Annotated in this window: 19 protein-coding genes and 1 tRNA gene; 5 read left to right on the forward strand and 15 right to left on the reverse strand. The window is 50.8% G+C overall.

The genetic code is table 11. The features are described from left to right. The first annotated feature begins 203 nt into the window (after positions 1-203). The 3 genes from HK11_RS01725 to HK11_RS01735 all read left to right on the forward strand — a co-directional run bounded on the left by HK11_RS01725 (position 204) and on the right by HK11_RS01735 (position 7,760). Positions 204-1,220: a glycosyltransferase gene (locus HK11_RS01725; RefSeq protein WP_086553625.1), complete on the forward strand. Its 1,017-nt coding sequence runs from the start codon at positions 204-206 to the stop codon at positions 1,218-1,220. A gap of 114 nt (positions 1,221-1,334) precedes the next feature. Further along, on the forward strand, positions 1,335-4,271 hold the full coding sequence (locus HK11_RS01730; RefSeq protein WP_086553626.1) for a glycosyltransferase: 2,937 nt from the start codon (positions 1,335-1,337) through the stop codon (positions 4,269-4,271). 117 nt (positions 4,272-4,388) lie between these two features. Beyond that, positions 4,389-7,760, forward strand: coding sequence for a glycosyltransferase (locus HK11_RS01735; RefSeq protein WP_086553627.1), 3,372 nt, complete (start codon positions 4,389-4,391; stop codon positions 7,758-7,760). A 122-nt stretch (positions 7,761-7,882) separates the two neighbouring features. Here the strand turns inward: HK11_RS01735 and HK11_RS01740 are convergent, their stop codons facing one another. The 6 genes from HK11_RS01740 to HK11_RS01765 are packed head-to-tail and all read right to left on the reverse strand — an operon-like array spanning position 7,883 to position 14,297. Next, a complete protein-coding gene (locus HK11_RS01740; RefSeq protein ID WP_086553628.1) occupies positions 7,883-8,620 on the reverse strand; it encodes a 1-acyl-sn-glycerol-3-phosphate acyltransferase in 738 nt (245 codons plus the stop codon). Between the two features lie 39 nt (positions 8,621-8,659). Then, positions 8,660-9,661, reverse strand: a complete 1,002-nt coding sequence (locus tag HK11_RS01745; protein ID WP_369822904.1) for an ABC transporter ATP-binding protein — start codon at positions 9,659-9,661, stop codon at positions 8,660-8,662. A gap of 8 nt (positions 9,662-9,669) precedes the next feature. After that, positions 9,670-10,677 carry an ABC transporter ATP-binding protein gene (locus tag HK11_RS01750; RefSeq protein WP_086553630.1) on the reverse strand — a complete coding sequence of 336 codons (1,008 nt, stop codon included), beginning with the start codon at positions 10,675-10,677 and terminating at the stop codon, positions 9,670-9,672. Then, entirely contained in the window at positions 10,667-11,641 is a 975-nt protein-coding gene (locus HK11_RS01755) for an ABC transporter permease (RefSeq protein WP_086553631.1), read from the reverse strand. Before HK11_RS01755 ends, HK11_RS01750 begins: the two co-directional genes overlap by 11 nt. Positions 11,642-11,655: 14 nt before the next feature. Then, positions 11,656-12,675 (reverse strand): ABC transporter permease, encoded by a 1,020-nt coding sequence (locus HK11_RS01760; protein WP_086553632.1) that lies wholly within the window; start codon positions 12,673-12,675, stop codon positions 11,656-11,658. After that, positions 12,672-14,297, reverse strand: coding sequence for an ABC transporter substrate-binding protein (locus HK11_RS01765; RefSeq protein WP_086553708.1), 1,626 nt, complete (start codon positions 14,295-14,297; stop codon positions 12,672-12,674). Before HK11_RS01765 ends, HK11_RS01760 begins: the two co-directional genes overlap by 4 nt. A 399-nt stretch (positions 14,298-14,696) precedes the next feature. On the opposite strand from HK11_RS01765, the gene HK11_RS01770 reads away from it, so the two are divergent. Then, on the forward strand, positions 14,697-16,835 hold the full coding sequence (locus HK11_RS01770) for a protein-disulfide reductase DsbD (protein ID WP_198943207.1): 2,139 nt from the start codon (positions 14,697-14,699) through the stop codon (positions 16,833-16,835). Between the two features lie 10 nt (positions 16,836-16,845). Here the strand turns inward: HK11_RS01770 and HK11_RS01775 are convergent, their stop codons facing one another. From HK11_RS01775 to HK11_RS01785, 3 genes are all read right to left on the reverse strand, one after another. Next, positions 16,846-17,466 (reverse strand): SCO family protein, encoded by a 621-nt coding sequence (locus HK11_RS01775; RefSeq protein ID WP_086553633.1) that lies wholly within the window; start codon positions 17,464-17,466, stop codon positions 16,846-16,848. Positions 17,467-17,469: 3 nt separating this feature from the next. Next, positions 17,470-20,268 carry a DNA polymerase I gene (gene polA, locus HK11_RS01780; protein ID WP_086553634.1) on the reverse strand — a complete coding sequence of 933 codons (2,799 nt, stop codon included), beginning with the start codon at positions 20,266-20,268 and terminating at the stop codon, positions 17,470-17,472. A 133-nt stretch (positions 20,269-20,401) separates the two neighbouring features. Next, a complete protein-coding gene (locus tag HK11_RS01785; protein WP_158092775.1) occupies positions 20,402-21,868 on the reverse strand; it encodes a hypothetical protein in 1,467 nt (488 codons plus the stop codon). 183 nt (positions 21,869-22,051) lie between these two features. On the opposite strand from HK11_RS01785, the gene HK11_RS01790 reads away from it, so the two are divergent. Next, complete coding sequence (locus HK11_RS01790; RefSeq protein WP_086553636.1) at positions 22,052-22,372, forward strand: hypothetical protein; 321 nt, start codon at positions 22,052-22,054, stop codon at positions 22,370-22,372. Positions 22,373-22,412: 40 nt separating this feature from the next. Here HK11_RS01790 and HK11_RS01795 read toward each other — a convergent pair. From HK11_RS01795 to hisD, 6 genes are all read right to left on the reverse strand, one after another. Then, positions 22,413-22,488 (reverse strand) — tRNA-Phe (locus HK11_RS01795). Positions 22,489-22,562: 74 nt separating this feature from the next. Next, a complete protein-coding gene (locus HK11_RS01800) occupies positions 22,563-22,727 on the reverse strand; it encodes a DNA gyrase inhibitor YacG (RefSeq protein WP_086553637.1) in 165 nt (54 codons plus the stop codon). Beyond that, complete coding sequence (locus tag HK11_RS01805) at positions 22,720-23,826, reverse strand: ribonuclease E/G (RefSeq protein ID WP_086553638.1); 1,107 nt, start codon at positions 23,824-23,826, stop codon at positions 22,720-22,722. Before HK11_RS01805 ends, HK11_RS01800 begins: the two co-directional genes overlap by 8 nt. Next, positions 23,823-24,455, reverse strand: coding sequence for a nucleoside triphosphate pyrophosphatase (locus HK11_RS01810; RefSeq protein WP_086553639.1), 633 nt, complete (start codon positions 24,453-24,455; stop codon positions 23,823-23,825). The genes HK11_RS01805 and HK11_RS01810 overlap by 4 nt, the downstream gene beginning before the upstream one ends. A gap of 5 nt (positions 24,456-24,460) precedes the next feature. Then, entirely contained in the window at positions 24,461-24,679 is a 219-nt protein-coding gene (infA, locus tag HK11_RS01815; protein ID WP_003622234.1) for a translation initiation factor IF-1, read from the reverse strand. 71 nt (positions 24,680-24,750) lie between these two features. Beyond that, the gene (hisD, locus tag HK11_RS01820) at positions 24,751-26,064 is read right to left on the reverse strand and encodes a histidinol dehydrogenase (RefSeq protein ID WP_086553640.1); all 1,314 of its coding nucleotides are present in this window, start codon (positions 26,062-26,064) and stop codon (positions 24,751-24,753) included. Between the last annotated feature and the right edge of the window lie 14 nt (positions 26,065-26,078).

Raw genomic sequence — 26,078 nt, forward strand, 5'->3', positions numbered from 1 at the left:
CCAGTTTTTGGATTTATATAAAAATTTAAAGTTTTTATAATTATTTAGTAAAATTTATTTTTAATTTTTTCTTCGCTGCGTTGTTTGCTGTTTTTCTAAGGGAAGAAGTCCTTTACAGCCTGTATATGACATGCGACTGTGCCTGTCATATTGTTAGCGGTTAGATTAATCTGGCTGGACGGTTTTAACGCACGGATACTTTTATGGCAGCTTCTCAAGAGGAAAACGCAACTGTAGCGCAGGTATGGAACAATCAGCGCGTTCTGGTGTGTAGTGGCGGACGGTATGAGTCTCAGGCAAATGCTCAAATTCGTGAGTCTATTATGGACGGATGGGTTGAGTGTTTTGGTGAAGAAAATGTGACGGCTGTTCATATTAGTGGTGCAGCTGAGTCTATTGCATTTCTTAAGCCTACGATTGTTTTTGCTATTGGGTCATACCTGCCTGAAAGTACTTATTTTGGTGAAGTATGTCGTGAGGCCAAAAAAATCGGTGCGACGACTGTTTTCTGGGCGACAGAAGATCCCTACGAGCAGGACGCTAATTATCGCGTAGCTGACGATTTTGATGTTATTTTCTCCTGTGACCGCTGGGGGCATAATTTTTATCAGCGTGACCGGGTTTTTCATCTGCCGCTCGCCGCAAGCCGCAAGCTGCATTATGCACCAGTTGTAAGTGAAGAGCAGCGTCACATTGATGTTCTTTTCTGTGGTGTCGCTTTTACCAGCCGTAAAGATATTGTCCGTAATCTTCTCCCGTCTCTGCGCCGTCTGAATATTCGTATCATCGGACCAGGCTGGAATGAGTTCGGTATTGGCTTCTCTGATGATCGTATTGATAAAAAACAGCTGGTTGAGCTTTATCAGCATTCGCGGATAGTGCTTAATCTTGGGCGTTCGCTGCACTTTGAAAATAAACGCTTCATGATTTCTCCCTCAACGCCGGGCCCCCGTACGTTTGAGGCAGCCGCAGCTGGTGCGTTTCAGATTTTTCATGAAGATACATATGAGCTTCGCCGGTATTACCCGGCCAGTGAAATTCCGTCTTTCTCGAATAAGCGGGATTTTGATCGTCTGATCAGTGAGTATCTTGCCGCACCGGAAAAACGCTTGCAGGCGACAAAACTGGCGCAGAAGAGAACTCTGGAACAGCATACTTATGGTAATCGTATTCGTGAGGTTGTGAAAATTCTTGAGGATCTGAAGCTGATAGTGCTCTGATGAAGGCGGTCAGAGGGTTCGTAACTTAAAATCCGTCATATCTTTTGTCGTTTGTAACTGGTTGCTTTTTTGTAGTATTTTCGATGTGTCGGGTTATAAAGTTCGGATTTTGAAATGTCATTATTAAAGCTAAAGCGTAAAATAGACTGGGCCGCTTTTGATGGTGAGTGGTATAAGAAACAGTACCACTCAGTATTGTCTTTTTTCGAGTTATCTCAGGATGGCGAGATCGAAGAGTTTTATAAAACAAAAGGGAGAGACCTGAAGCACTCTCCCAATCCATTTTTTGATGAATCCTGGTATCTGCAACGTTATTCTGATGTGCGTGAGCTGGTTGCTTCAGGTGAGTATCATTCAGGTTTTGATCATTATGTCCGGGTGGGAAATCTTTCACACAGCCCGCACTGGTTGTTTGATGAAGAGTATTATCGTCGTCTCTACCTCGATGTTTCGCCCGAAACATTGAGAGAGAATAATATTCGTAATGGCTATGATCATTATTTAAATCAGGGGAGCCGTCAGCTTAATTCTCCTTCTGTTTTTTTTGATCCGTCATTGTTTATTTCAGAAAATCCTGATTTTAAAATTAATATTGAAGAGGGGCCATATATTGCGCTTTTGCGGTCTGTGCCCGAGCCGACCGTGTATCAGAAGCGTATGTCCTGGTATTTTGACCCGGACTGGTATGTAAAAACATATCCGGATGTCTGCGAAGACGGGGCGTTATGGCAGGGGCCTCTACATCATTATCTTACTAATGATACCCCTTTGAAATATAATCCCAATCAGTATTTTTCTGAAGATTTTTATCTGAGCTGCTACGTTGATATTGCCGGTGCAGTGCAAAATGGCGGTTTCAGGAACGGCTACGAGCATTTTGCCAAATATGGGCAATATGAACTGCGCCAGCCTGAGCCTGAGTTGTCGTTGCGGGTTTATGCAGAAAATACCAAAGTTAAGACTGAAGTCGCTAAATATGCGAAGTCTAGTTTTTTTGTTTATTATGTAATGAACAATGGTATTATTGATCAGTCAGGTTACACTGAAGAAGAAATAGAGAGTATTTCTAAAGACGTGTATCAGCGTATGAGCCGCCTGCGGCTTCCGTTACTTTTGCGCTCAAAAATTGATTTTTCATGTGAAAATCCTGAGGTCAGCGTTATTGTCGTGGCTTATAATAATTTCGCCATGACTATGACAACGCTTGCGTCACTACGTGATAATTATGATGGGCGCATTCAGGTTATCCTGGTTGATTCTGGCTCCTCTGATGAGGTCAAGCATATCGAGCGCTATGTAAATGGGCTGGATATTATCAGAACTGTAGGTAATGTTGGTTTTCTGGCAGGCTGTAACGCAGCGCTGGAGAAGGTTAAAGCAGACTATGTGCTATACCTCAATAATGATCTGGAGCTGATGCCTTTAGCGCTGGAAACAGCGCTGGCCCGATTTGTAAAAGAGCCTGAGGCTGGTGCGGTTGGTGCAAAGATTATTCGCACGAACGGTCTGTTACAGGAGGCCGGGTGTATCATCTGGCAAAGAGGTGCGGCATCGGGTTATCTTCGCGATCAGCTGCCTGATGTTCCTGAGGCGAATTATGTTCGTTCTGTTGATTTTTGCTCAGGCGCTTTCCTGCTCGTACGTACGAATATTCTTAAAGAGCTGGGTGGGTTTGATGCTGATTATGCACCGGCTTATTTTGAAGATACGGATCTGTGTGTTCGTATTAATAAAATGGGTTTTGATGTCGTATATGACCCGGGCGTTACCGTTATACATTATGAGTATGGTACGTCGGGGTCCAGTGGCAGCAACCAGCTCATGCTCATTAATCAGCAGCGTTTTATCGAAAAAAACAGCGATTATATAGAGCAGCGTCTGCCGCGGCATGACGGGCAGCTTCTTTATGCGCGCTCAGCATATCCTTCGCTTAAGCGTGTGTTGTTTATTGAAGATTATTTGCCTTTCCGGCACCTGGGTTCGGGTTTTACCCGTTCAAATGACATTATTACGGTATTAACGAATTGTCTGGGATGTCATGTTACTGTGTATCCGGTATTTCGAAATACCGGTGAGGGAGATGATGTCTATTCCGGGTTCCCGGATCGTGCAGAAATTATGTGGAATAAAGGGATAGATGATCTTACAGATTTTCTGAAAAGTCGTCCTGGTTATTATGATGCCATATGGGTTGCGCGTACTCATAATGCGGAGCGTGTTGCACCGGTTCTGGCTGATGTTGCCGGTGTTATGCCGGGCTGTAAGGTTATTCTCGACACAGAAGCTGTTGCCGCGGGGCGTGAACAGCAAAAGGCGGCTCTGCGTGGTGAGCAGGCACAGCATAGCCTGGATGAAATGCTGAGGCAGGAGTTTCGTTCTGCAGGTGTTGCGCAGAAGTTTGTTGCGGTGAATGAACGCGATGCGGCGACCCTGCGCAGGCTGGGGATGCAGGATGTCACCGTTCTGGGGCATCTGCAGTCTCCTGATCGTTCTGCTCCTGGCTATGATGCGCGGAAGAACCTTTTGTTTGTAGGTGCTGTACACGACAAAGATTCTCCGAATTTAGATTCGCTTATCTGGTTTGTAACGCAGGTTCTGCCTTTGCTTGATGGCAGGTTGCCTGATGATGTGACATTTGATGTTTGTGGTTTTTGTGGCGCAGATATTGATCTTGCTGCGTTATTACCCCATCCGCGCGTAAGGGTGCTTGGTCGGGTTGATGCACTCGCACCAGTTTATAATGCACATCGTGTTTTTGTTGCACCAACACGTTTTGCAGGTGGTATACCCTATAAAATTCATGAGGCAGCAGCTCATGGCCTGCCAATTGTTGCGTCAGATATTTTGCGTGAGCAGGTTGGCTGGCAGGATGGCACTGATATGCTGGCCTGTGATCATATGAATGCGTCTTCGTTTGCAGAGGCTATTGTAAAGCTTTATACAACGTCAGATCTGTGGGGAGAAATACAGCATAATGCGCTTGAGCGTATCGCCCGGGAAAATCAGCCGCAGGCCTATATTAACGCTATTGAGAAAATAATAATGATGTGACTACGTTTGTAAGACATCATGGTGTGTAAATATGTTTTTTTACTGTGAAGTAACCGGCAATGATCGTAGCGCGGTGAGTGACAGTAAAAAAGCGTGAGCAGGGGTCAAGAGGGACAGATGGCCGTTATTTATAATACGAACTATACAAACAATCCGAATGCTTATCTGACCCTTGCTGTGCAGCGGGCAGCAGTCGAGCTGCTGGGTAAAGAGCACGTCGTGGTTGCCGATAATCATAACCTCGGCGCACTGGCTGCGGCAGGTGAGCATGATACACTGCTCTGTATTGACGGGCAGCGTATCAATATGGCCCTTTTGCAACGTGTTCGGCCTGCCTTTAAGACTATGATTTTGTGGACGTTTGAAGATCCTTTTATGAAGGACTTCAATGTCGCAAATGCGGGCTTGTTTGATTATATTTTCACAAATGATCCGTCCTGTGCTGAGGCTTACGGGAGTAAAGGACATTATTTACCGCTGGCTGCTTCACGCTCGCTGCATGATCGTAAGATTAAAAAAGCTGATGAGCTTGAGTATGATATTTTCTTTGCGGGGACGATGTGGCCAAACCGCGTTAAAACTCTGCGTCATATTATCGCAGCATTCCCTGATGCACGCCTGAAGCTGATTTGCCCAGGCAATGAGTACCTGCCACCTTTGTCATCCGACCTTGCAGAGCTTGCTATTCAGCGTTCTGTCAGTCACGAGGCTTTTGTCGATTTTGCCAATGTCAGTGCTGTGACGCTGACTATGTTCCGTGATTATGCCAGTCATGGTGACACCAGCCAGGCGACCGCTCCCGGGCCAAGATTTTACGAACTTGCTTTAGCTGGTACCGCTCAGGTTATTGAAGCGCCTGAAGCAATGGATAGTAAATATTTTGACGACGTTAAAGGTATTGCCCTGGCGCGTCATACTGGTGGTGTCATTGCGGCGATTGATGGTTTCCTTAATAACAGCACGTTACGTAACAGAGCGGCTCAGGCTGCTAAAAAATCTGTTATGGAAAAGCATCTTTATGAAAACCGTATCAATAAAATTATGGATGTAACCGGCGCTAATTTATATAAGCGTCCGGCAGCTGCTGTTATTGAAGCGAAGAAAATTCGTCCTCTTCGTGTGCTGATGTGCACTCATTCGACTAAATATGAGGCAGCCTGGGGCGGTGTGGAAGTATACCAGGAAACATTGTGCACTTTGCTTGGGCGTGAGGTTGATTTTTATTACTGGCTCAGACGTGACGGATGCTGTCGCCTTCTGACGTCCAGTGGTGAAGAGGTTGAGCGCTTTGATGTGCCTGAGGTCGGCTGGACAGACGCCATGTGCGATGCCCCTGAGGAAGCAGCTTTTTCTAATGTTATCAGTCATTATAATTTTGACGTTGTGCATTTTCAGCATCTTGGTCACCATGCTCTGTCGCTGCCCATTATTGCAAAAGCCTGTGGTGCCGGCGTTGTTTTCTCTGCTCATGATTTCTGGCTGATTTCGTCGCGTTATAATTTGCTCGACCAGAGCTTCATTTATGATGAAGAGCTTACAAAATCGGTTGTTGCTTACGATAATATTCTTAAAAATTCGTCGAATATTGAGTATGGCGGCGAGCAGACCCGACGTGCCTTTGTCGCGACTATGCTGCATTCTGTTGATTTGCTGCTGTTCGGAACTGAGCATTCTTACAATCTGGTCAGTGAAGTTTATCCGATTGTTAAAGAAAAAAAATGCGCCATTCTGGGTATCCCTTCACCACAGAGCACACTGCCTGTAACGCGCAAGAGTTATGCCCCTCTTGTGAATGGTAAACTGGGTGTCGCTATTGTTGGTAATTTTTTACGCACAAAAGGCGCCGATACGATCCTTAATCTGATCGCACTGGCTCACCCGGATCATTTCCATTTTCATATTTTTGGTGCTGTTCATCCTGAATATCAGCAGGTTCTGAATAGTATGATGGCGCCGAATGTTACAGTGCACGGCCAGTATTCGATGGGTAGCACAGATGCCCTGAAAGTGGCGGATGTTGCGCTTAACCTGAGTATATGGCCTGAGACTTATTGCATTTCGCTGTCAGAAGCATGGCAGAATGGTCTTATCCCTATCGTGACCGATATCGGTGCGCTTCATGATCGTGTTGAAAATGGCGTAAACGGTTTTAAAGTGCCTGTTAATAGTCCTTCCGTTGTTCTGGCCCGCCTTGAGCTTCTGCGTGCATCTGAGACACTTCGCCAGAAGATTATGAGCAATATTACGCCTGCGCTGTGGCCTGATGCAGAAAAATATGGTCGTGAGCTTTATAAAATTTATCAGGATGTTGCTCCGGTTCAGCGTCTTGGCTTCTCTGAAATGCAGATTGATGCAGGGCAGGTTCATTTACTGCCTCATGAGATCTGGCGTAAGCAGGCTCCGCCTCGTCATATCTTTGATCCGCCAACAATGCGTGATCTGAGTGTAGAGTTGCCTGAAGTTGTAACAGATTGGTTCGCTATTCAGGATGCAGAATATTATATTGATGATATCTGCCATCATGTTTTTGCTGAGAGTGAACTTTCTGACTTTGATAAGGCTTATGAATTTCATATTCGTGGCTGGCATATGGTCCCGCGTGTTACGACGACCGGTACACTGTATACCGTTCTGATCGGCAGCGAAGATCAGCCTGTTATTTTCATTCCCTGTGTCAGAGAGTCACGCCCTGACGTACTGACAATTTATCCTGATGCCCCTCGTCGTTCAGGTTTTGCAGGTCAGGTGGCTCTGCGTGGAAAGTGGTGTGAAGGTACGTTCCGTATTGGTCTGGTGAACGTAATTAATGGCCGCGGCAGCTTTGCTCTGACAGCTTTCCAGATTGAAGTTGAAGGTGCAAAAATTAATCGTATCATCCAGAGCCCGTCATCTGTTGAACGTGTCATTGCTGACTTCCAGCGTATTTCTCATCAGGATAGTCTGCTGAGAGGCATCAAGCTCAAGCACCTGAATCACAGGCGTCCTCTTGAAATTACCCGTGCAAATGGCATCGAGTACTATATTGATGAATGCACGTCTCTTATCGGTAGTCCGGCTCCTGAAATTACAAAAAATAATTTCATTCTGAAGGGATGGGCGTTCCAGCATAATACCCGTGCTGCTGGTCAGATTTTTCTGGCCTGCATTTCGGAAGACAGTGAAAGCATGTTCTTTGTTGGAACGGAGCGTAGTCCCAGAAGTGATGTAGGCGGACTGTTTTCAGATTCACCGCTCTGCGCAGGATTTTCTGTAGAGATATCTTTTAAAACGGGTTTATCTCAGCACTTCAGTGGTAATTACCGCGTTTGCTTGCTTAATGTTATCAATGATTCTGTAAGTATAGAGCCGCTTAATATTCTGCTGACTCTTGATAATAATATTTTGAAAAAAGTAAGTGAATGTGATTTGTCAGAGAAAGTGACAAATCACATTCATCATATTTTTGAAAGTCATTTACATGCAGAAGCAGCAGGCCTGAAACTGGTCTGAGCTGATTATTTCTCCACAGCCATGGTCTGTGGAGAAATATCTCCCCTGATTTTTGGGGTTATGACTTCAATATTTTAATAAAACAAAGCCAGGTGCACAAATGTCAGTCCCTGGCTTTATTTTTATGAAGTGAAAATTTTCTCAGCAGTTCTTACCAGGCTGGTTACGTTGCCAGGTCCCCGTTCAGGAGCTTCAAGCCGTGGGCCAAGCCGTGCTTTAAATACCATAGGTACTGGTGGAAGCTTATAGAACGGCCAGCCTTGTGAGAGGTATGGAGAGGCAGATTCAATAATAACCGGTTGAACAGGTTTGCCGGTGCGCTGCGCTATGATGGCAAAGCCCCCCTGAAATGTACCTGTTTTTTCACCAGGTTTAGAGCGCGTTCCTTCCGGGAATAGTAAAAGTTGCGCGCTTTCGTCGAATGAGCGTTGAATTTCAGGGAAAAGTTTATTTAACGGTTTAATTTCAAGGTAGCCTGCCGTGCGCAGTGTCATGCCCATGGCGTAGCGTTTCCATATAGAGCTTTTTGTCACTGCGATGGCATTGGGTAGTAAGGAGGCCAGAATCATACCATCCATGCGGGAGGGATGGTTGGAAATAATAATCAGGTTTTTTTCTTTTTTAATTTTTTCTATTTCATCGAAATCGCATGTAAAGAGCTTTGATTTAATGAGGTAGCGAACACCTGCGCCTGACATAATGGCCAGCCATTTACGCCCCAGACAGCGCCGGAATGGCGTGTCAGGCAAAAATAAATTAATCAAAAATGATCCGGCATCCATGATTATAAAAAGTAATCCGAATACGATCAGGGAAAGAAAAAATTTTATATGAATTAAAATGATATCTGCAAATTTCATGGTGAGCGGCCAAAATTATGTATTTATTAAAATTAACTTTTATACATAAATTTTTTGTAATGCAACCAGAGGAAAGTGACACGACACCATATGGGAGGGTTTTACGTTTTCTAAAGCAGGTGCTTTTTCGCGGCAGATGGCCTGTGCATAAGGGCAGCGAGGGTGAAAATGGCAGCCTGAAGGGCGTGAAACCGGGCTTGGAATATCCCCTGTAATGGCAGGTAGCCCTGTTTTTCCTTTTGTGGGGTGAGGGATCGCCTGTGTCAGCATGCTGGTGTAAGGGTGAGCCGGCGTGTGAAGAACGGTGTCTGTTTCACCTATTTCTACAATCGAGCCGAGATACATCACGGCAACACGCGTTGATATTTGTCTGACGACCGAGAGATCGTGAGAAATAAAAACATATGTCAGGCCGAGCTGGTCCTGCAGGTCTGCGAAAAGATTAATAATCTGAGCCTGAACTGAGACATCAAGGGCAGAGACAGGTTCATCAGCAACAATTAACTGTGGTGAAAGGGTAAGGGCGCGGGCAATGTTAATACGCTGCTTTTGTCCGCCCGAAAATTCGTGAGGGTAGCGCTCAAGTGCAGAGCGGGGCAGCCCGACAAGATCAAGTAATTCTGTTAGGCGGGCAGTTATCATATCTGCCGTGCGTTTGCCGTTTATCGGGTCAGCATGCACACGCAGCGGTTCAGCCAGCAGGTCGCCAATACGGCGGCGTGGATTCAGGGAGGCTGATGAATCCTGAAAAACCATCTGAAGTCTCTGACGCAGAGGGCGTAATTTTCTTTCTGAAAGCCGGGTGATGTCCTGTCCATCAAATAAAATACTGCCAGATGATGCAGGCAGCAGGCGCAGCAGGCAGCGGCCAAGGGTTGATTTGCCGCACCCTGACTCGCCAACCAGCCCAAGCACTTCACCCTGCCTGACCGAGAAGGAGATATCATCAACGGCTTTCAGCGTTTTTCTGCCTGGCAGCTGATATGTCTTGTGCAGGTGGCGCACTTCAAGAAGGGTTTTGGTTATGTCTGGTGCAGGTATCGACATTTCTAGTGTTCCTGCTGGCCTGAAGTGGAGAAAAAGCATGCAGCCTGCTGACCATTTCCTGCAGGGGAGAGAGGTGGAATAGTCGAGCAGATTGTCTGTGCATCGTGGCAGCGTGGTGAGAAGGCACAGCCTGCGGGTCGCTCGTGCGGGGCGGGTGGTGTGCCTGCAATAGCGGGTAGTCTGTGGGGGCGTTCACCATAAAAAGGAGGAATGGAGTTAAGCAGAGCTGTTGTATAAGGGTGCCTGGGGTGAGCAAAAAGTGCTTCGGCCAGCCCTGTCTCGGCGATGCGTCCGGAATAGAGTACCATAACGGAATCACATGTTTCTGCCACGACGCCCATGTCATGCGTAATGAGCAGAACAGATGACCCGTGTGTGTCACGTAATGTGCTGATGAGTTCGAGTATCTGCGCCTGTACTGTGACATCAAGAGCTGTTGTTGGTTCGTCAGCAATCAGGAGTGTGGGGTTACACGATAAGGCCATGGCAATCACAGCCCGCTGGCGCAGCCCACCGGATAACTGATGGGGGTAACGGTTTGCTGTGCGTGTCGGGTCAGGCACGCCCATTTCGGCGAGGAGTTGCACGGTGCGTTCGCGGGCCTGTTTGCGGGAGAGGCGCTCATGCGCCATAATCTGCTCATCAATTTGCCAGCCCACAGTATAAACAGGGGTGAAGGCAGTCATTGGGTCCTGAAAAATCATGGCAATGTCACGCCCGCGAATGGCGCGCATTTTCCTGGCTGAGAGACCAACCAGTTCCTGCCCCCTAAAGCGTACAGAGCCAGTAATTTTCAGTCCTGGCGTATCAAGCAGCCCCATAATGGCGGTAGCTGTAACGGATTTGCCAGAGCCTGATTCGCCAACCAGGCCGAGAATTTCGCGTTCTCTGAGCGTGAAGGAAATATGCTCAATGAGGGCTACAGAGCGCCCGTGTGAGGGAATGCTGACACACAGGTCTTTAACTTCCAGCAGGGGCTGAGATGTGGAGGGGGAAAAATTAACGGCCATCACGCACTCTGGGGTCAAGGAGAATATAAAGAATATCGACAACAGCATTGGCAAGAACGACAAAGGTGGCTGAATACATCACCGTTGCCATAATGAGGGGCAGGTCGAGGTTCGTCAGAGCCTGATATGTCAGGCGGCCCACACCAGGCAGACCAAACACGACTTCTGTCAGCAGGGCACCACCACCCAGCAGCTGTGCAAAATCAAGACCAAAGAGCGATACGTAGGTAATGGCTGAGGTGCGCAGACCATGAAAAACCAGGATGCGGGCTGGCGAAAGACCTTTGGCGCGTGCTGTGCGCATAAAATCTTCCTGTGCCAGAGCGACAAGGTCAGCCCTTAATATACGGCTGTAAATGCCAATAAACATAACGGCCAGCACACACCAGGGAATAACCAGAGCTTTAAACCATGCCAGGGGGTTTTGCGTCAGCGGCACATAACCTGGTCCGGGCACCCATGAGAACAGCCATGTGTCATGATAGCGGCTGAGTGAAATCAGGTTGGCAACCTGGCCCAGCCAGAAAACAGGCATAGAAATACCGACAAGGCCGAGCATTATCAGAGTGCGGTCAACCCAGCTTCCTTTCATGGCTGCGGCCAGTGTGCCCATTGCCACTGAGACGATAAGCCAGATGACAGCACTGCCACAGACCAGGGAGAGGGTAACAGGGGCTGCCTGAATAATTTCAGGTACAACCTGTTCACCACGATTAGCATAAGAGGTCAGATCCCGGGTGATGAAGAGTTTTTTCATCATGGTGGCGTACTGAAACGGCAGAGGACGATCAAAGCCGTATTCATGTCGTACTTTTTCCATCGTCTGGGGGGAGGCATTGCGTCCTGCAATGCGTGCCGTCGGGTCAGCTCCGGGCGTTGCAAAAAAGACCAGAAATACCAGAATGGAAATACCAAACAGGACGATAAGCGTCTGCCCGACCCTGCGGAGAAAAGCTGAGAGCATAGAGTTTTCCTCCTTCAGCGCGAACGGCGTGTGGCGTTGCGAATGTCCAGGGCGTCTCGCAGGCCATCACCCAGAATGTTGAGGGCAAGAACAACAAAAACAATCGCAAGGCCCGGAGCAATGGCAACGACAGGGCGGGAGTAAATCAGTCCTTCCCCATCCTGAATCATGGTTCCCCATGAGGCAGCGGGAGCCTGTACACCAAGTGACAGGAAGGAGAGGGCGCTCTCAGCCAGTAAAGACAGCGCCATGAGGAGCGGGCCAAGCACAACCAGAGTGATCAGCACATTGGGCAGAATATCAAACAGGAGCACACGCCACTGAGGCACACCAAGGCAGCGTGCTGCTGTGACAAACTCAGCCTGTCGCAGCACCATAACCCGTCCGCGTACAGGGCGCGCGGCATAAGGGACATAAACCAGTGCAATAATGATGATGGGAATAAGCAGGTTATCGGCTTCAATCGTAAAAGGGCCAATTTGCAGCCCGTGCCTGACCGTGATGATGGAGAGGGAAATAGCAAACAGATAAACCGGTACAGCCCACATAATATCCATCAGTCGTGACAAAATACTGTCAGTGATACCGCCAAAATAGCCGGCTGTGACACCCACGAGGGTAGATAAAAACAGACACAGAACAGCGGCACAGGCCGAAATCATCAGGGAGTTTCTGCCACCATACAGCAGGCGTGCGGCAATATCGCGGCCCTGGCTGTCCGCCCCCAGCAGATAAGCTGTGTGACCTGTTGGCCCAATAGGGCTGAGACCCAGATGAAGCGGGTTATCATTAGGTTGCATGATATCCACCTCATGCCCGTTAAGGACAATACTGCCCGCAACGTTTGAGGCAAAGGCATCAGTATGAGCTACATAGTGCGCATAAAGTGGTGCCAGAAGGCAGGCGAGCACCATGATGCACAAAACAGCAAGGGCTGTCATGCTGCCTTTATCAGCCAGAAGGGTGCGGGCGGCCTGTCGCCACAGGCTGACAGAGGGAGCCGGAGAAGCAGGAGTGTGAAGGTCAGTGGTCATTTGATCTGAAGCTGAGAGAGCAGAAGGTCATCATTAAGGGTGGCAATGGCATTGTGAACGCGTTTTGCCAGCAGGGTTACGCGTCTGATCTGTACCAGTGGTACGGAGGGAGCCTGCGCCATCAGAGCACGGTCAGCCCTGGCCCATGAGGCATTGCTCGCGTCATAGTCTTTCAGTGCCAGCATGGCAGACTGATCCATGAGCGCATCAATGTCCGGGTTGCAATAAGCTGAGACATTGAGGGAGTTGTCTGAATGGGGGTGAATGGTGGCGCACGAATATAAAGTTTGCAAAAAGGACGAGGCAGAGGGGTAGTCAGCCTGCCAGCCTGTCAGGGCAACCTGCACACGGTTGTCACTATTCTGAATATAGGAAAACTGTACGGCCTGGGTCATGCTGCGTACTGAAGCGTCATATCCCAGTTGAGCCAGTGTATTACGCAGCTCTGTCGCCATAGCGCCGTAGCGCCCGTCAAGTGGTGCGACGACCGTGATTTTTTGCCCGGCTGTACCGCTTTCCCTCACAAGCTGACGTGCTTTTTCCAGGTCGGGTGCCTTCCATTCTGCCGCCGGGTGCTCTGGTGAAGCCCCCTTTGTGTAGGCACATGACGAGTCAAAGCCGGGTGCTCCGGAGGGGATGAGCTGGCATATTGGCGTCGCGACAGCAGGGCCACCGTGATAAATAACCATGGCGTGGCGGTTCACGGCATAATTGAGCGCCTGTCTGGCTTTCAGGTTGTCAAAGGGCGGTAGTGTGGTGTTAAGAGCGGCATAGTAATAAAGAAGCTGGCTATATATTTGCACCTGGCCTGCAAAGTGGTCACCTGCCTCACCCAGCCGGTCAAGGGGAATGCTCTCATACATCCAGTCAAACTGACCATTTTCGACAGCCGTTAGCTCTGACTCCTGGTCAAGACCAAATGTGGCTTCAATAATATCAGGATAGCCGACTGGCTGGGCATCATGCGCCCACTCATGAAAATAGGGGTTGCGCTCCATGCGCAGAAAACGTGTTGGGTCATACCCTGTGATACGATACGGCCCTGTACCCGGAGGGGCAGTGTTACCTGTGTCAGAGGCTGGTGTATCAGCGGGCAGAATGGCCGAATGCGACCAGGCCAGTCTGGGGAGGAATTCCGGGTCAGGTGTGTCGAGGTGGAAGGTTACTGTGCGGCTGGCGGGGTCTGTTGTTATCCCTTCTTTCAGCGTGCAGTGCGCGGGGTCAGCAAGGCATTCTTTTGCCCCCTTGAGGTGGCTGTAATACGGACCAGCTGTCGGACTGCCGGCTTTAAAAATACGGCGGAAAGACGCTGCAACATCTTCAGTATTCAGTTCATGCCCGTTAGAAAACCGGATACCTTTGCGCAGGGTAATACGATATGTCAGCCCGCCATCTTCAGGTTGTGGTACGTTTTCCGCCAGGCTGGCGATTACGGGCACTGCCCGTGCACCCGCAAATTTTGGGTAGGCAAGGAGTGTGTCATAAACAGGGGTTTCGAATTGCCGCGTCAGTGCCATATAGGAGATCTGAGGGTCGAGCGTGCCGCCTGAACTCTGGGCCACCATACGCAGTGTGCCCCCTGAATGTGGCAGGGGAGGTGTTTGTGAGTCGTTTTGTGCCATAGCAACGGCAGGAGACAGAATAACCACGCTGACTGACAGTGTCTGTGCGATAACAGCGAGAGTGGATGCACGCAGGAAATTCATGCGAGCGGCAAAAGTAAGGCATCTCAGCACCTGATGTCATACTCCGGTCTGGCTGTTAAAAGAGGGGGCCTGGATTATAATTTCCGTTTTTAAAACGAAAAGAAAGTAATAAACGAAGGAAAAGGATATTTTTCCGCAAAATGTCTGATTTTTCAGTGTGTAATGTTGACCTCTCATTAACGCATAGATAGTTTGCAACGATTTTTTTCAAAAATAAGCTTTCAGAAGAAGAGTTTTTCTATGCTGAAAAGCTTTATGACGAGAGAACAGACCTGAAAGTATTTGGACATGAATTGTCATAACCGCAAAGAATTCATGAGTGCTTTATCCTTTCTTTCAGAAAAGATCAGAGTGTTATCACGTGTAACGTCTGTTTTTTTTGTTTTGTGTCTGACGATGATGGTGCCAGCACATGTGGCCCTGGCGGCTCAGAGCAACACAGTGCGGACAGACCACACGGTTGCAACGCTCATTACCGCGTCAGATGCAGCAGACGAGCAGAGCCCCCTGCATGTTGCACTACGCCTGCAGCTCAGCCCGGGCTGGCATACATACTGGCTTAACCCCGGTGATGCCGGTGAGGCCGTTACGACAGAGGTTGCAGCCCAGAGAGCGTTGCAGGGTAAGACCAGTACTATTATCTGGCCTGTGCCCCTGCGTATTCCCGATTCCTCCCTGATGTCGTACGCTTATACCGGCGATGTTGTGCTGCCTTTATCGCTGACTCTCCGTAAAGGAGACGCAGTTCAGAACCGGGTTGAGGTAAAGGCTCATGCGGACTGGCTGGTCTGTGCCAGTCTGTGTGTGCCCGAAAGCGGAGATTTTACACTTACGCTGCCGGTTGGTACCCCCGCACCTTCAGCGCAGGCACCTTTGTTTGAAGCCGCTGCACAAAATACCCCTGTTCCATCACCGTTTACTGCGACAATGACCCCGCAGGGATTGCTCAAAATCAGTGGTGGTCAGTTTTCAGAAAGATCGGTGAAAGAGGCCTGGTTCATGCCTGATCAGCCTGGCCTTATTAACCAGCCTGCTGAGCAGAAACTGAGAGTTGAAAATGGAGATGTGCTTCTTCAGCTCACGCTGCTGCCAGAGTTTAAGGGGCATCGTTCATTATCTGGTGTGCTTGTTCTTAAAGATGCGGATGGTGCGCAGCGTGCCCTGACACAGGCAATAACGGTAAGTGAGGCCCCTGCAGTCACGCCCTCTGCAGTAGCAGCGCATACTGGCCTGCTGAAGGAAATCGCTTTTGCGCTGCTGGGTGGGTTGATCCTTAACCTTATGCCCTGTGTTTTTCCTGTGCTCGCGATGAAGGCTCTGTCAGTTGCAAAAATGGGGCATGGTCAGCGTCATGCACAAATTGGCAGCGCAGCCTGTTATGCCGCCGGTGTGATGGTAAGCTTCCTGGCACTGGGCGGGTTGATTATGAGCCTGCGTGTAGCCGGGAGTGCCGCTGGCTGGGGCTTTCAGTTCCAGTCAACGGTGTTTGTCACGGCTATGACATGGCTTTTGTTTGTTATGTCTCTTAATCTGCTTGGTGTCTTTGAGTTTCTGCCGGTTTCAGCAGGGAGCGGGCTAAACGCACACAAACATGGTTATATGCATGATGTACTGACCGGCGTTCTGGCAACGGTGGTGGCATCTCCCTGCACCGCACCATTTATGGGCGTGGCTATAGCCGGTGCGCTTTCTGGTCCGCCTCTGGCGGGGCTGAGTGTGTTTGCGGCTATGGGGCTCGGGCTGGCAGCTCCATATCTGCTGCTTGTCCTGGTACCTGGTCTCGCCTCGAAAATGCCAAAACCAGGGCCGTGGATGCAGTATCTGCGTCAGTTCCTGGCTTTTCCTCTTCTGGCAACCTGCGTCTGGCTGGTCTGGGTGGCTACGCTACAGGGCGGAGCGCAGAGTGTGCTCATGCTGGCGAGCGGGCTGGTGATGCTGGCATTTTCAGCCTGGTTGTATGGCGTTGCCCAGGTACGTTTTATACAGCGTGGTATGACACACGGGCTTTATGGCGTGTATGGCCTGGCGATAGTGGTGTTTGTCGGGGCACTCAGCCTTTTGCCCATACTGGCCCAGAGCAGTGGCAACGTATCCCAGGCCCGTGCATCCGGCCTGCCAGAGGGTGTTGAAGCCTTTACTCAGGCCCGTTTTGACGAACTTAAAGCTCAGGGTAAGCCAGTGTTTGTTGATATGTCAGCAGCCTGGTGCATTACCTGTCTGGTGAATGAGCGCATAGCGCTTGATATTCCGGCAACCAGAGCGGCTTTTGCAAAATATGGTGTGACAGTAATGCGCGGTGACTGGACCAATCATAATCCGGCGATCAGTGCGTTTCTGAGCGCGCACGGGCGTGATGGTGTGCCACTTTATGTATACAGCCCGGCGCATGGGCCTGAGGTGACACTGCCTCAGATTCTTACGCCGGCACTGATTTTAAAAACGCTGGAGCAGTAAGCCGAAAGGCTTACTGTTTTACGTCCGGATGCATAATTTGTTCGAGACGTGCCTGCATTGCCCCGGCATCCAGCGTGGCGTCAATGCTGCCCTTATAGTGGGCATCCGGGTCCATGACGACGAAGGAGGGGGACATCTTCATGGTGTAGCCCCATTCGGGGTCTGATACTTTTTCGACAGGAGCATGATATTCGCGGGCAAGCTCAGCCAGAGCTTCAGGTGAAGCTGTGCCCGCTACAACACGTGTGCCCATATCATCAGTATACTGATGCAGGCGTGGGGCATTGTCGCGCTGCGGGTCGAGGCTGACAAAAATAATCGAGGCATTGCGCCGGTAAGGGTCAACCTTGTTCAGGGCCTCTGACATGTTGCGCAGGGCGGTCTCGCAGGCGTCCTGTGTGCAGTGGGTTGCGCCAAAAAGCACGACCATCCAGCGACCACGAAACATCAGGTCAGTCATTGAGCCGGTTGAGGCGTCCATCAGGCGAAAAGAGCCGCCCACCTCATTGCCATAATTGTTGAGTTTGACGCCATGCTGCATGGCAAGAAAAGTACCTGCCCCTGTGGCAATGCCAGCCGCGAGCAGGACAGTAAGGGTGACGGTGAGTACACGTTTATCTTTAGGGGTCATGGGTTAGTGTGCCTCTGCCCAGTTATTTCCGATACCTGTTTCGACAACCAGCGGCACAGAGAGCTGTGCTGCGTTTTCCATAATATCGCGCACCAGGGCAGCAACACGCGGTGCCTCATCCTCACTGGTTTCGAATAAAAGCTCATCATGCACCTGAAGGAGCATGCGTGCAGACAAACCTGCATCTGCTATGGCACGGGGCAGGCGGACCATGGCACGTTTGATAATGTCAGCGGCCCCCCCCTGAAGCGGGGCGTTAATGGCCTGACGTTCGGCATATTGTCTGCGGGCTGCATTTTTATCGTGAATTCCTGGTACGTAGCAGCGTCTGCCAAATGAGGTCAGTACATAGCCCAGTTCACGGGCCTGTTCGCGCATACGCTCCATATAATCTCTGATACCGGGATAGCGTGTAAAATAGGCCTCGATATAGGTGCGGGCCTCACCTGGTGAGATGCCAAGCTGCTTTGACAGACCAAAAGCAGAAATGCCGTAGATAATGCCGAAATTAATAGCTTTGGCTTTGCGCCGGGTGAGGGAGTCAATCTCTTCAGCCGGAATGCCAAAGACCTCAGAGGCTGTACGGGTGTGAATATCCTGTCCCTGTGTAAAGGCCTCCCGCAGTGCAGGAATGTCAGCGGCATCAGCCAGCAGGCGCAGCTCGATCTGCGAATAGTCAGCTGAGATCAGTTTTTTACCTCTGGGCGCAATGAAGGCCTGCCGGATGCGTGTACCTTCTTCTGTGCGGACGGGAATATTCTGCAGGTTAGGCTCGTTGGAAGAAAGGCGGCCTGTGGTGGTAATTGCCATCTGAAACGAGGTGTGCACTCTGTCGTCTGTGGTAGCCTGACGCAATAGTGCATCGGTATAGGTACTTTTTAGTTTTGCCAGCTGGCGCCATGCCAGTACTTTCTCTGGCAGGGCATGTCCCTGATCGACCAGGTCCTGCAATACGGAGGAGTCAGTGCCCCATGCTCCGGCTTTGCCACGTTTACCGCCTTTAAGGCCCATCTCGTCAAACAGAATTTCACCCAGCTGACGTGGTGAGGCGACATTAAATTCACGCCCTGCTTCCGTGTGAATATCTGTCTCCATTACTGCCATACGGGTTGCAAAATCTTCTGACAAACGGCTCAGTGCTGCACGATCAATGGCAATGCCGGTTTTTTCCATCTCTGCCAGGACGGGCGAGAGTGGTCGTTCAATCTGTTCATACAGGGCAAGACACTGGTTTGCACGCATGGAAGGGTGCAACGCATACCACAGGCGAAGTGTGACATCGGCATCCTCTGCCGCGTAGTCAGTCGCTTTACTGACGGCCACCTGAGCAAAAGGAATTTTATTGCGGCCTGTGCCGGTAACGTCTGTATAGCTGATGGGCTTGTGCCCCAGATGCAGGGCAGACAGCTCATCCATTCCCTGCCCATGCAGGCCGGCGGACTGCACGTAAGAGAGCAGCATCGTGTCATCAGTCGGGCTGATGTCTGTAAAATCAAGGCCTGCACGGTCAAAGACCAGCAGGTCAAATTTGGCGTTCTGAAAAATTTTCAGCACGCTTGCGTCGGCCATCAGCGGGCGTAGCAGAGTAATGGCATCATCCGGGTTGAGCTGCTCGCCTGCAGGCTCTTCCAGGGTGCCCTGGTGGCGCAGGGGCACGTAACAGGCTTTGCCAGGTGCCGTCGCCAGCGAGATGCCAACTATACCGGCACTCAGCGGGTCAAGGCCGTCTGTTTCTGTGTCAACGGCGCACAGGCCGGCCTCCCGCGCGGCGGCAACCCAGCGTTCAAGCGCTTCAGCTGTTCGTACGGTATCATAACCGCTGTAAGGGGGGGCGGTAACTGTTTCAGAAATGCCGGTGTCGGCCTGAGCTTCTGTCGGGTTGACTGATGCTTCAGCTGTGGCGCGGGCTGCTCTGTGTGCTTCTGTGCCGGCATAGGTGGCCATACCCATACGGCTGATGAGTGAGCGAAAGCCCATGTTTTCAAGCCAGGCAGCCAGAGTTTCTTTTTCAGGTTCTTTTACGGTCAGTTCGTCAATAGCGACAGGCAGGGGAACGTCACAGGCCAGTTCAACCAGGCGGCGTGAGATGCGGGCTGCCTTTGCATGCTCGATCAGCATTTCGCGCTTTTTGGATTTTTTCATCTCTGGTGCAGCACTGAGCACAGCTTCGAGTGTGCCGAATTCATTAATCAGGGCAGAAGCCGTTTTAGGGCCAATGCCTGGCACTCCCGGTACGTTATCGCTTGAGTCACCCATTAATGCCTGCACATCAATCACTTTATCCGGGGTGACGCCGAATTTTTTTTCAACCTCGGCAAGACCAATGGGCTGTTGCTTCATGGGGTCAACCATGCTGACGCCATTGCCAATAAGCTGCATCAGGTCTTTGTCGGATGAGACAATAGTGCAGGTGCCGCCAATGGCCTGAACGGCACGGGCGTAGGAGGCAATCAGGTCATCGGCTTCCCAGCCTGGTAATTCGATGCCCGGCACATTGAATGCCCGGGTTGCATCACGTACCAGGGCAAATTGCGGGCGCAGCTCTTCGGGGGCTTCAGGGCGGTGAGCTTTGTAGGCCGGATATATTTCTGAACGGAAGGTGTGTCTGCCCGCATCAAAAATAACAGCCAGGTGGCTGCCTGCATGTTCACGCAGCAGGCGCGAGAGCATGTTGGTAAAGCCATAAACAGCATTAACCGGCACACCTGCCGGGCTGGTCATTGGTGGCAGGGCATGAAACGCGCGGAAGATAAAACCGCTGCCATCAACAAGGACAAGATGAGGTGTGGAGGTCTGAGTCATGATGCGGCAACCAGGTGAAGAGCTGTCAGAAACTGATGTGCCAGAAGCAGGGGCACATCAGTGGGATATGCGGCCTTGTGCCGGATGTCCAGAACGCAGAGCCGTTATCCTTATGTAAGCAGCCTGTAAGCGGCTATTTACTGAGAGTATGCAGCTTTTGTGAGAACTGCTCAAAATCGGGGGCGCCGTCACAGCCTGAAGGGCGGTGGTAGAGGCAAACAGAATCCTCTTTACATTTTATCTGCTGCCAGTCTGCTCCCGGAGAACCACTCTCTCCATACGTGCTGGTAATAAGGTAGTTATAATGCTGCTGTGTTGTTTTTACTTCCTCAGGTGAGGTCAGCAGGTAGAGAGGGATATGTTTTGTCAGCCCTGAATACCCGGCACCTATTTCCCGATAGGTGTCAGCCTGAGGGTCTGTCAGCAGTCCGATGCCACAAATATCATGCCGGTGTGTCGCCTGTAATTCAAAGCTGATGCCATAATTGCCGCGTGAGAGATAAGGGGTGTAGCTGCTGTAAAAAGCAAAGAGCAGTAAGAGGCTCAGCCCTGCAACAGGCATGGCTGCAGGGCTGAGCCTGGCGATAATATGCGTATAGCATCCGCAGGCTGCACAAAAGACCAGAAGCGGTATAGCAGAATAAACAAAGCTGACTTCTTTGTGTGGGATAAGAGAATGATAAAAAACAATAAAAATAGCAACCAGCAGGGGTATTCTTCTCTCTTTGCCACTTTTAATGCAAAAGAAAATCAGAGCAGGAAATAAAGCGCCCCACAGCAGGGCATATTTTTGCACATAATAGCCAGGCCATTTTTTGCCAAAGCTGTTCGCAACGCCCAGTGTCTGATTATAGTGATAGTTTCTGAAAACAGACTGAAAAGCCTGCTCCAGCGTCAGATAATCTGTCAGGCCAAGCGCAGTAACAGGTATTAAAGCAGCGAGGCAGCCGATGAAAAATGGTTTTATTTTGCCTTTTTGAAGCAGGAAGAGGAACGCCAGGGCGGAAGCAGGGGCTATCTGAAACCTGACGGCAGCGGCCAGACTTAAACAAAAGCCTGAAACAGCGGCCAGAAAAAAGCAGATTCTTGTCGTGCTTTCCTGGCGATATGCAACAAGACAGATAACGCCCACACATAAAACATTCCCAGCCAGAAACTCCCCCAGTGTGCGAATGCCACCGCTGAGAATGTCAGGCCAGAACGCAGCAGAGACTCCGAGTGTCCACGCCATTGCGCTGCCGCCATTGCGCCAGCCGTACCAGAAAAAAGCAATAACAACCGGCAAAGAAAAGAAAGCGGTGCAGACTCTGATAAACAGTAGTTGTTGTGTGATGCCACAGGCTGCACCGATTTTCATAAGCTGAGCGATAATACCAGGTACCAGCCATGAGCGAATACCGGCATGCCATTCCCAGGTGGTTATGCCGGTTCCAAATGCCAGTTTATGTGCCGGTTCCATATACTGAAAAATTTCATCTGGTCGCCAGGGTTGTGGCCACACAATGGCGACCAGCAGGCGGGCTGCAAATGCCATGAAAAGGCATAAAGTGAGCGCGCTGTAAAAGCCAGGGCGGGCGCCTGATGGCCTCAGAATATGCAATGTCGTCTCCCTGTGCATTTTCTCAGTATGGAAGTTTCCGCCCGTATGACAGAAGGCAGAGGGCGTCAAGCAAAAGGGATGACTGTCCGGAAGGATAAGTCAGATGCACAATAGTATAATGCTGGCAGTATCAATATATGCCAGAATAAAAAACACCCGTAAGTAAGAAGGAGGAGCACTGTTATGTCACAGAGCACTATATCTCCCGGCCAGGAAGATGAACGCGAACGGCGTCTTCAGCTTCTTCTGGCGCGTTTGCCTGTAAAAATACAGAATTATGTAGCGCGCCTGCGCCGCTCTGAAGCAAAGTGGACCCGTATTCCAGCTGGTGTTTTATTTATTCTTGGTGGGTTTTTATGGTTTTTGCCTGTGCTGGGCATATGGATGCTGCCCCTTGGCTTATTGCTGCTCTCAGATGATGCCCCCCTTTTAAGGCGGGCAAGCGGCGTTATTCTCGAATGGATAGAACGTAAACACCCGAAATGGATGGGTTTGAAAGACTAAAGATTTTATTGGAGAGATGGCTTAAAACCACTTTAAAAAGTGGTGCCCAAGGGCGGAATCGAACCACCGACACAGCGATTTTCAGTCGCTTGCTCTACCAACTGAGCTACTTGGGCACTGTAAGCCTTACAGCGTGAGAGGGGTGTATCTCACCCCGCTCAGATGATCAAGAGACTAAATGCGCTTTCTGTTAATTTTCTTCGTTTTTTTCTGAAGGTTCGGCCGGGACAGGAATACTGTAAGTGCCATTAAACCAGCGGCCCAGGTCAATGTCAGCGCAGCGGCGTGAACAAAAAGGCCGTGTTTCATGGTTTGCCGGCGCTTTGCAGATGGGGCAGGTAGCAGTTTTAGTCATTTGTGTCTGTTCTCCAGCTTAAGTCGGGCAAAGAGGGATCAGATTTTAATGTAAATGGTTTACCCCGCAGGCGGGCACAGTCAGCCACAGTCTGCGGTATCGTTTCAAGAATAGCAATCAGCCGCAGGCTGCCACGCAGTTGAGTTGCCTGGGCTGCATCTTCGCTGCACATAGCTCTCAGCGCTGCCAGAGCACGCCCCTGAGGGGAGGTAAGCAGTTCAGGTAATGAGGGATGTATGCGGGCCCGTACAATTTCAATCAGCCCCAGCGCTGTAATATCCAGGCAGCGTGGCTGTAGCGGGTCAGCTTTAAGCATGGCTCTGACAGGTTCAAGCAAAGCCTGACGTTTTTTGACAGCGAGACCTGCCGGGTCAATGAGAATAGCCCCGGAAAGGTTTCGCAGCCTGATCTGGTGCAGTAAGGCAGGCAGGGCATCACGGTTAGCAGCAAACTGGGCGGTTTGCTTGGTCTGCCCTGAAGCAGAGGGAGGGGCATCCATATCAATTGCGATGAGTGCCGGTGTGGGAGTAATGCTTGCACTCATCCTGCCGGGGAGTGTGACGATTGTATCTGCCAGCGCATCACATGCCTGATTGATGCTGGCTGGTACAGGCTGAAATAATCTGCGCCGTCTGTCACGTAAAGCTGGTGGGATAAGCGCTGCGGCCTCAGGGCTGTCAGCACATAACTCAGCCTGTGGCCAGAGCTGAGCCAGTCGTTCAAGCGGGGTTGGCCCGCGGCTTATAAGGCCTGGCTGTGATGAGGCTGGCAGGTCGGGCTGTGTGCCTTGTGGCAGGCGCAGGCGCAGGCCTTTACCGCCAAGGGCCGCGCGCGTGACCTGCACAATCAGGTTATGCCCTTCGGTAAGCTGCGCCTGGTTGCCAGAGAGAGACAAAAAGCCTTGCTGCCCGCCCAGGCCGATATTGACAAATGCACCGCCCATAGCAGGTAAAAGTGTCGCTATACGTCCGTGATACAGGTCCCCCACACCGTCGGGAAAATCAGGTCGCCAGAGAGTATAGTCCAGGAGTTCATCGTCCTGAACGACAGCAAGGCGCAGTTCTCCGGGCGTGTAAGCCAGGTAAAGTTGCTGTGTCACGGCAGCCAGTTGCCAGGTTGTCCACGCAGCAGCTGTGCTGTCTCGAACAGTGGCAGGCCAATAACGGCTGAAGCACTGCCTGAGATAAAGCGTATAAAGCCTGCGGCATGCCCCTGCAGAGCATAGCCACCAGCTTTGCCCTCCCAGTCGCCGGCATCAAGTAATGCGTCAATCTGATAATCAGAAAGACGCGAGAACGTAACAACGGTTTCTGTTACCCGCTCACAGGTGCGTCCCTCAGGCCAGGCAGCAGAGGGCATAAGCCTGATTGCGGTCATAACAGTATGACGACGACCAGAGAGCATGCTCAGGCACTGACGTGCTGTAGCTCTGTCTTCCGCTTTGGGCAAAATGCGCCGCCCGAGCGTGACAACAGTATCCGCCCCGAGAATTAAAGCCGGGTCAGAGAGCTGCTCAGCCACACGCCGGGCTTTTTCATCAGCCATACGCTTTACATACTGACGTGGCGGCTCATCACGCCTGGGTGTTTCGTCAATACTGGCAGGCAAAACACGGTCAGGCACCAGCCCGAGCTGAGCCAGAAGGTCCAGCCTGCGGGGTGATGCTGATGCCAGGACAAAAGCCGGGCGTGTTGCATTGTCGCTGCCGGGTGCCCCAGGCATTGTCATGATGCTTACTTGAAGCGGAAGGTAATACGACCTTTGCTCAGGTCATAGGGGGTCATTTCAACATTGACCCTGTCACCCGCCAGAACACGAATGCGGTTTTTGCGCATTTTGCCGCTGGTGTGGGCCAGAATCATGTGTTCGTTGTCAAGTTTGACACGAAACATTGCGTTGGGCAGGAGTTCGGTGACTGTGCCGCTAAATTCAATCATGTCCTCTTTAGACATGGCATCCTTCGTTCATTTTAGGGTCTCATCAAGGTTGTGTTGTGCAGGTATGGGTGAGTGCCAGCCTGCGGTCAAGCGTTAGGTGTATTTTTCGTTAGTGCATCAAGCCGGGCAGAGATGCTCAGAGCGTGTGCTTCAAGCCCTTCAGCGGTGGCCAGAGCGACCCCGGCAGGGCCGATGCGTTTCAGGGCTTCAGGCCCGCCTGCCAGGAAAGTTGTGCGTTTCATAAAGTCGAAAACAGAGAGGCCTGAGGCAAAGCGTGCCGTGCGTGATGTGGGTAGTACATGGTTGGGGCCGCCGACATAATCTCCAACAGCTTCAGGGCAGTAACGACCAAGGAAAACCGCGCCTGCGTGGCGTACACGAGCCAGCAGAGGCTCAGGGTCATCGACCATCAGTTCAAGATGTTCAGGGGCCAGGCGGTTGGCCAGTTCTATGGCTTCGTCAAAGTTGCGTACAACAAGAACAGCGCCGTTACGCTCCCAGCTGGTGCTGGCAATAGCTGAGCGGGTCAGTACTTTGAGTTCGGCCTCAACAGCGGCTGTCACAGTGTCAGCAAAAGAGGCTTCAGGTGTAATCAGAGTCGCCTGAGCTTCTTCGTCATGTTCGGCCTGTGCAAGCAGATCAAGTGCAATCAGACGCGGGTCAGTGTTCGAGTCGGCAATAACCACCACGTCAGAAGGTCCGGCAATGCTATCAATGCCGACATGCCCGAACACCTGACGTTTAGCTTCAGCCACATAAGCGTTGCCCGGGCCAACAATGCGGTCTACCGGGCTGATTGTCTGTGTGCCATATGCCATGGCTCCGACTGCCTGTGCTCCGCCCACACGGTAAATTTCGGTTACGCCGGCGCGTCGTGCGGCGGCAAGAACCAGTGGGTTAATTATACCGTCAGGTGTTGGCACACACATTGCCAGGCGTTGTACGCCTGCAACCCGTGCCGGGATGGCGTTCATTAATACTGATGAGGGGTAGGCCGCCTTGCCGCCAGGTACATACAGGCCGGCTGCATCAAGGGGAATCCAGCGCATGCCCAGTGTCATACCTGCGTCATCAGTATAGCGGGTATCTTTAGGGAGCTGAGTTTTATGAAATGATTCAATACGGGTGGCTGCCAGGTCGAGGGCCTCAAGCAGTTCGGGGCTGACTTCAGCGCATGCCTGCTCAATTTCGTCTGCTGTGAAAGCCAGCTTATCAGGTGTGAGTGGCAGGCGATCGAATTTTTCGGTCAGAGCGCAAAGCGCGGTGTCTCCTTCTCTGCGTACCTGTGCGAGAATGGCAGCAACGGGTTCATTAACCTTGTCGCTTTGTTCTTCGCGTGAGGCAAGGAGAGAAGAGAAGCCGGCCTCAAAGCCTGAATCACGAATATCGAGCCGTTTCATGACAGTGCATGCAC

This window comes from Acetobacter sp. DmW_043, from assembly GCF_002153485.1.
GTDB classification, from domain to species: Bacteria; Pseudomonadota; Alphaproteobacteria; order Acetobacterales; family Acetobacteraceae; genus Acetobacter; species Acetobacter thailandicus.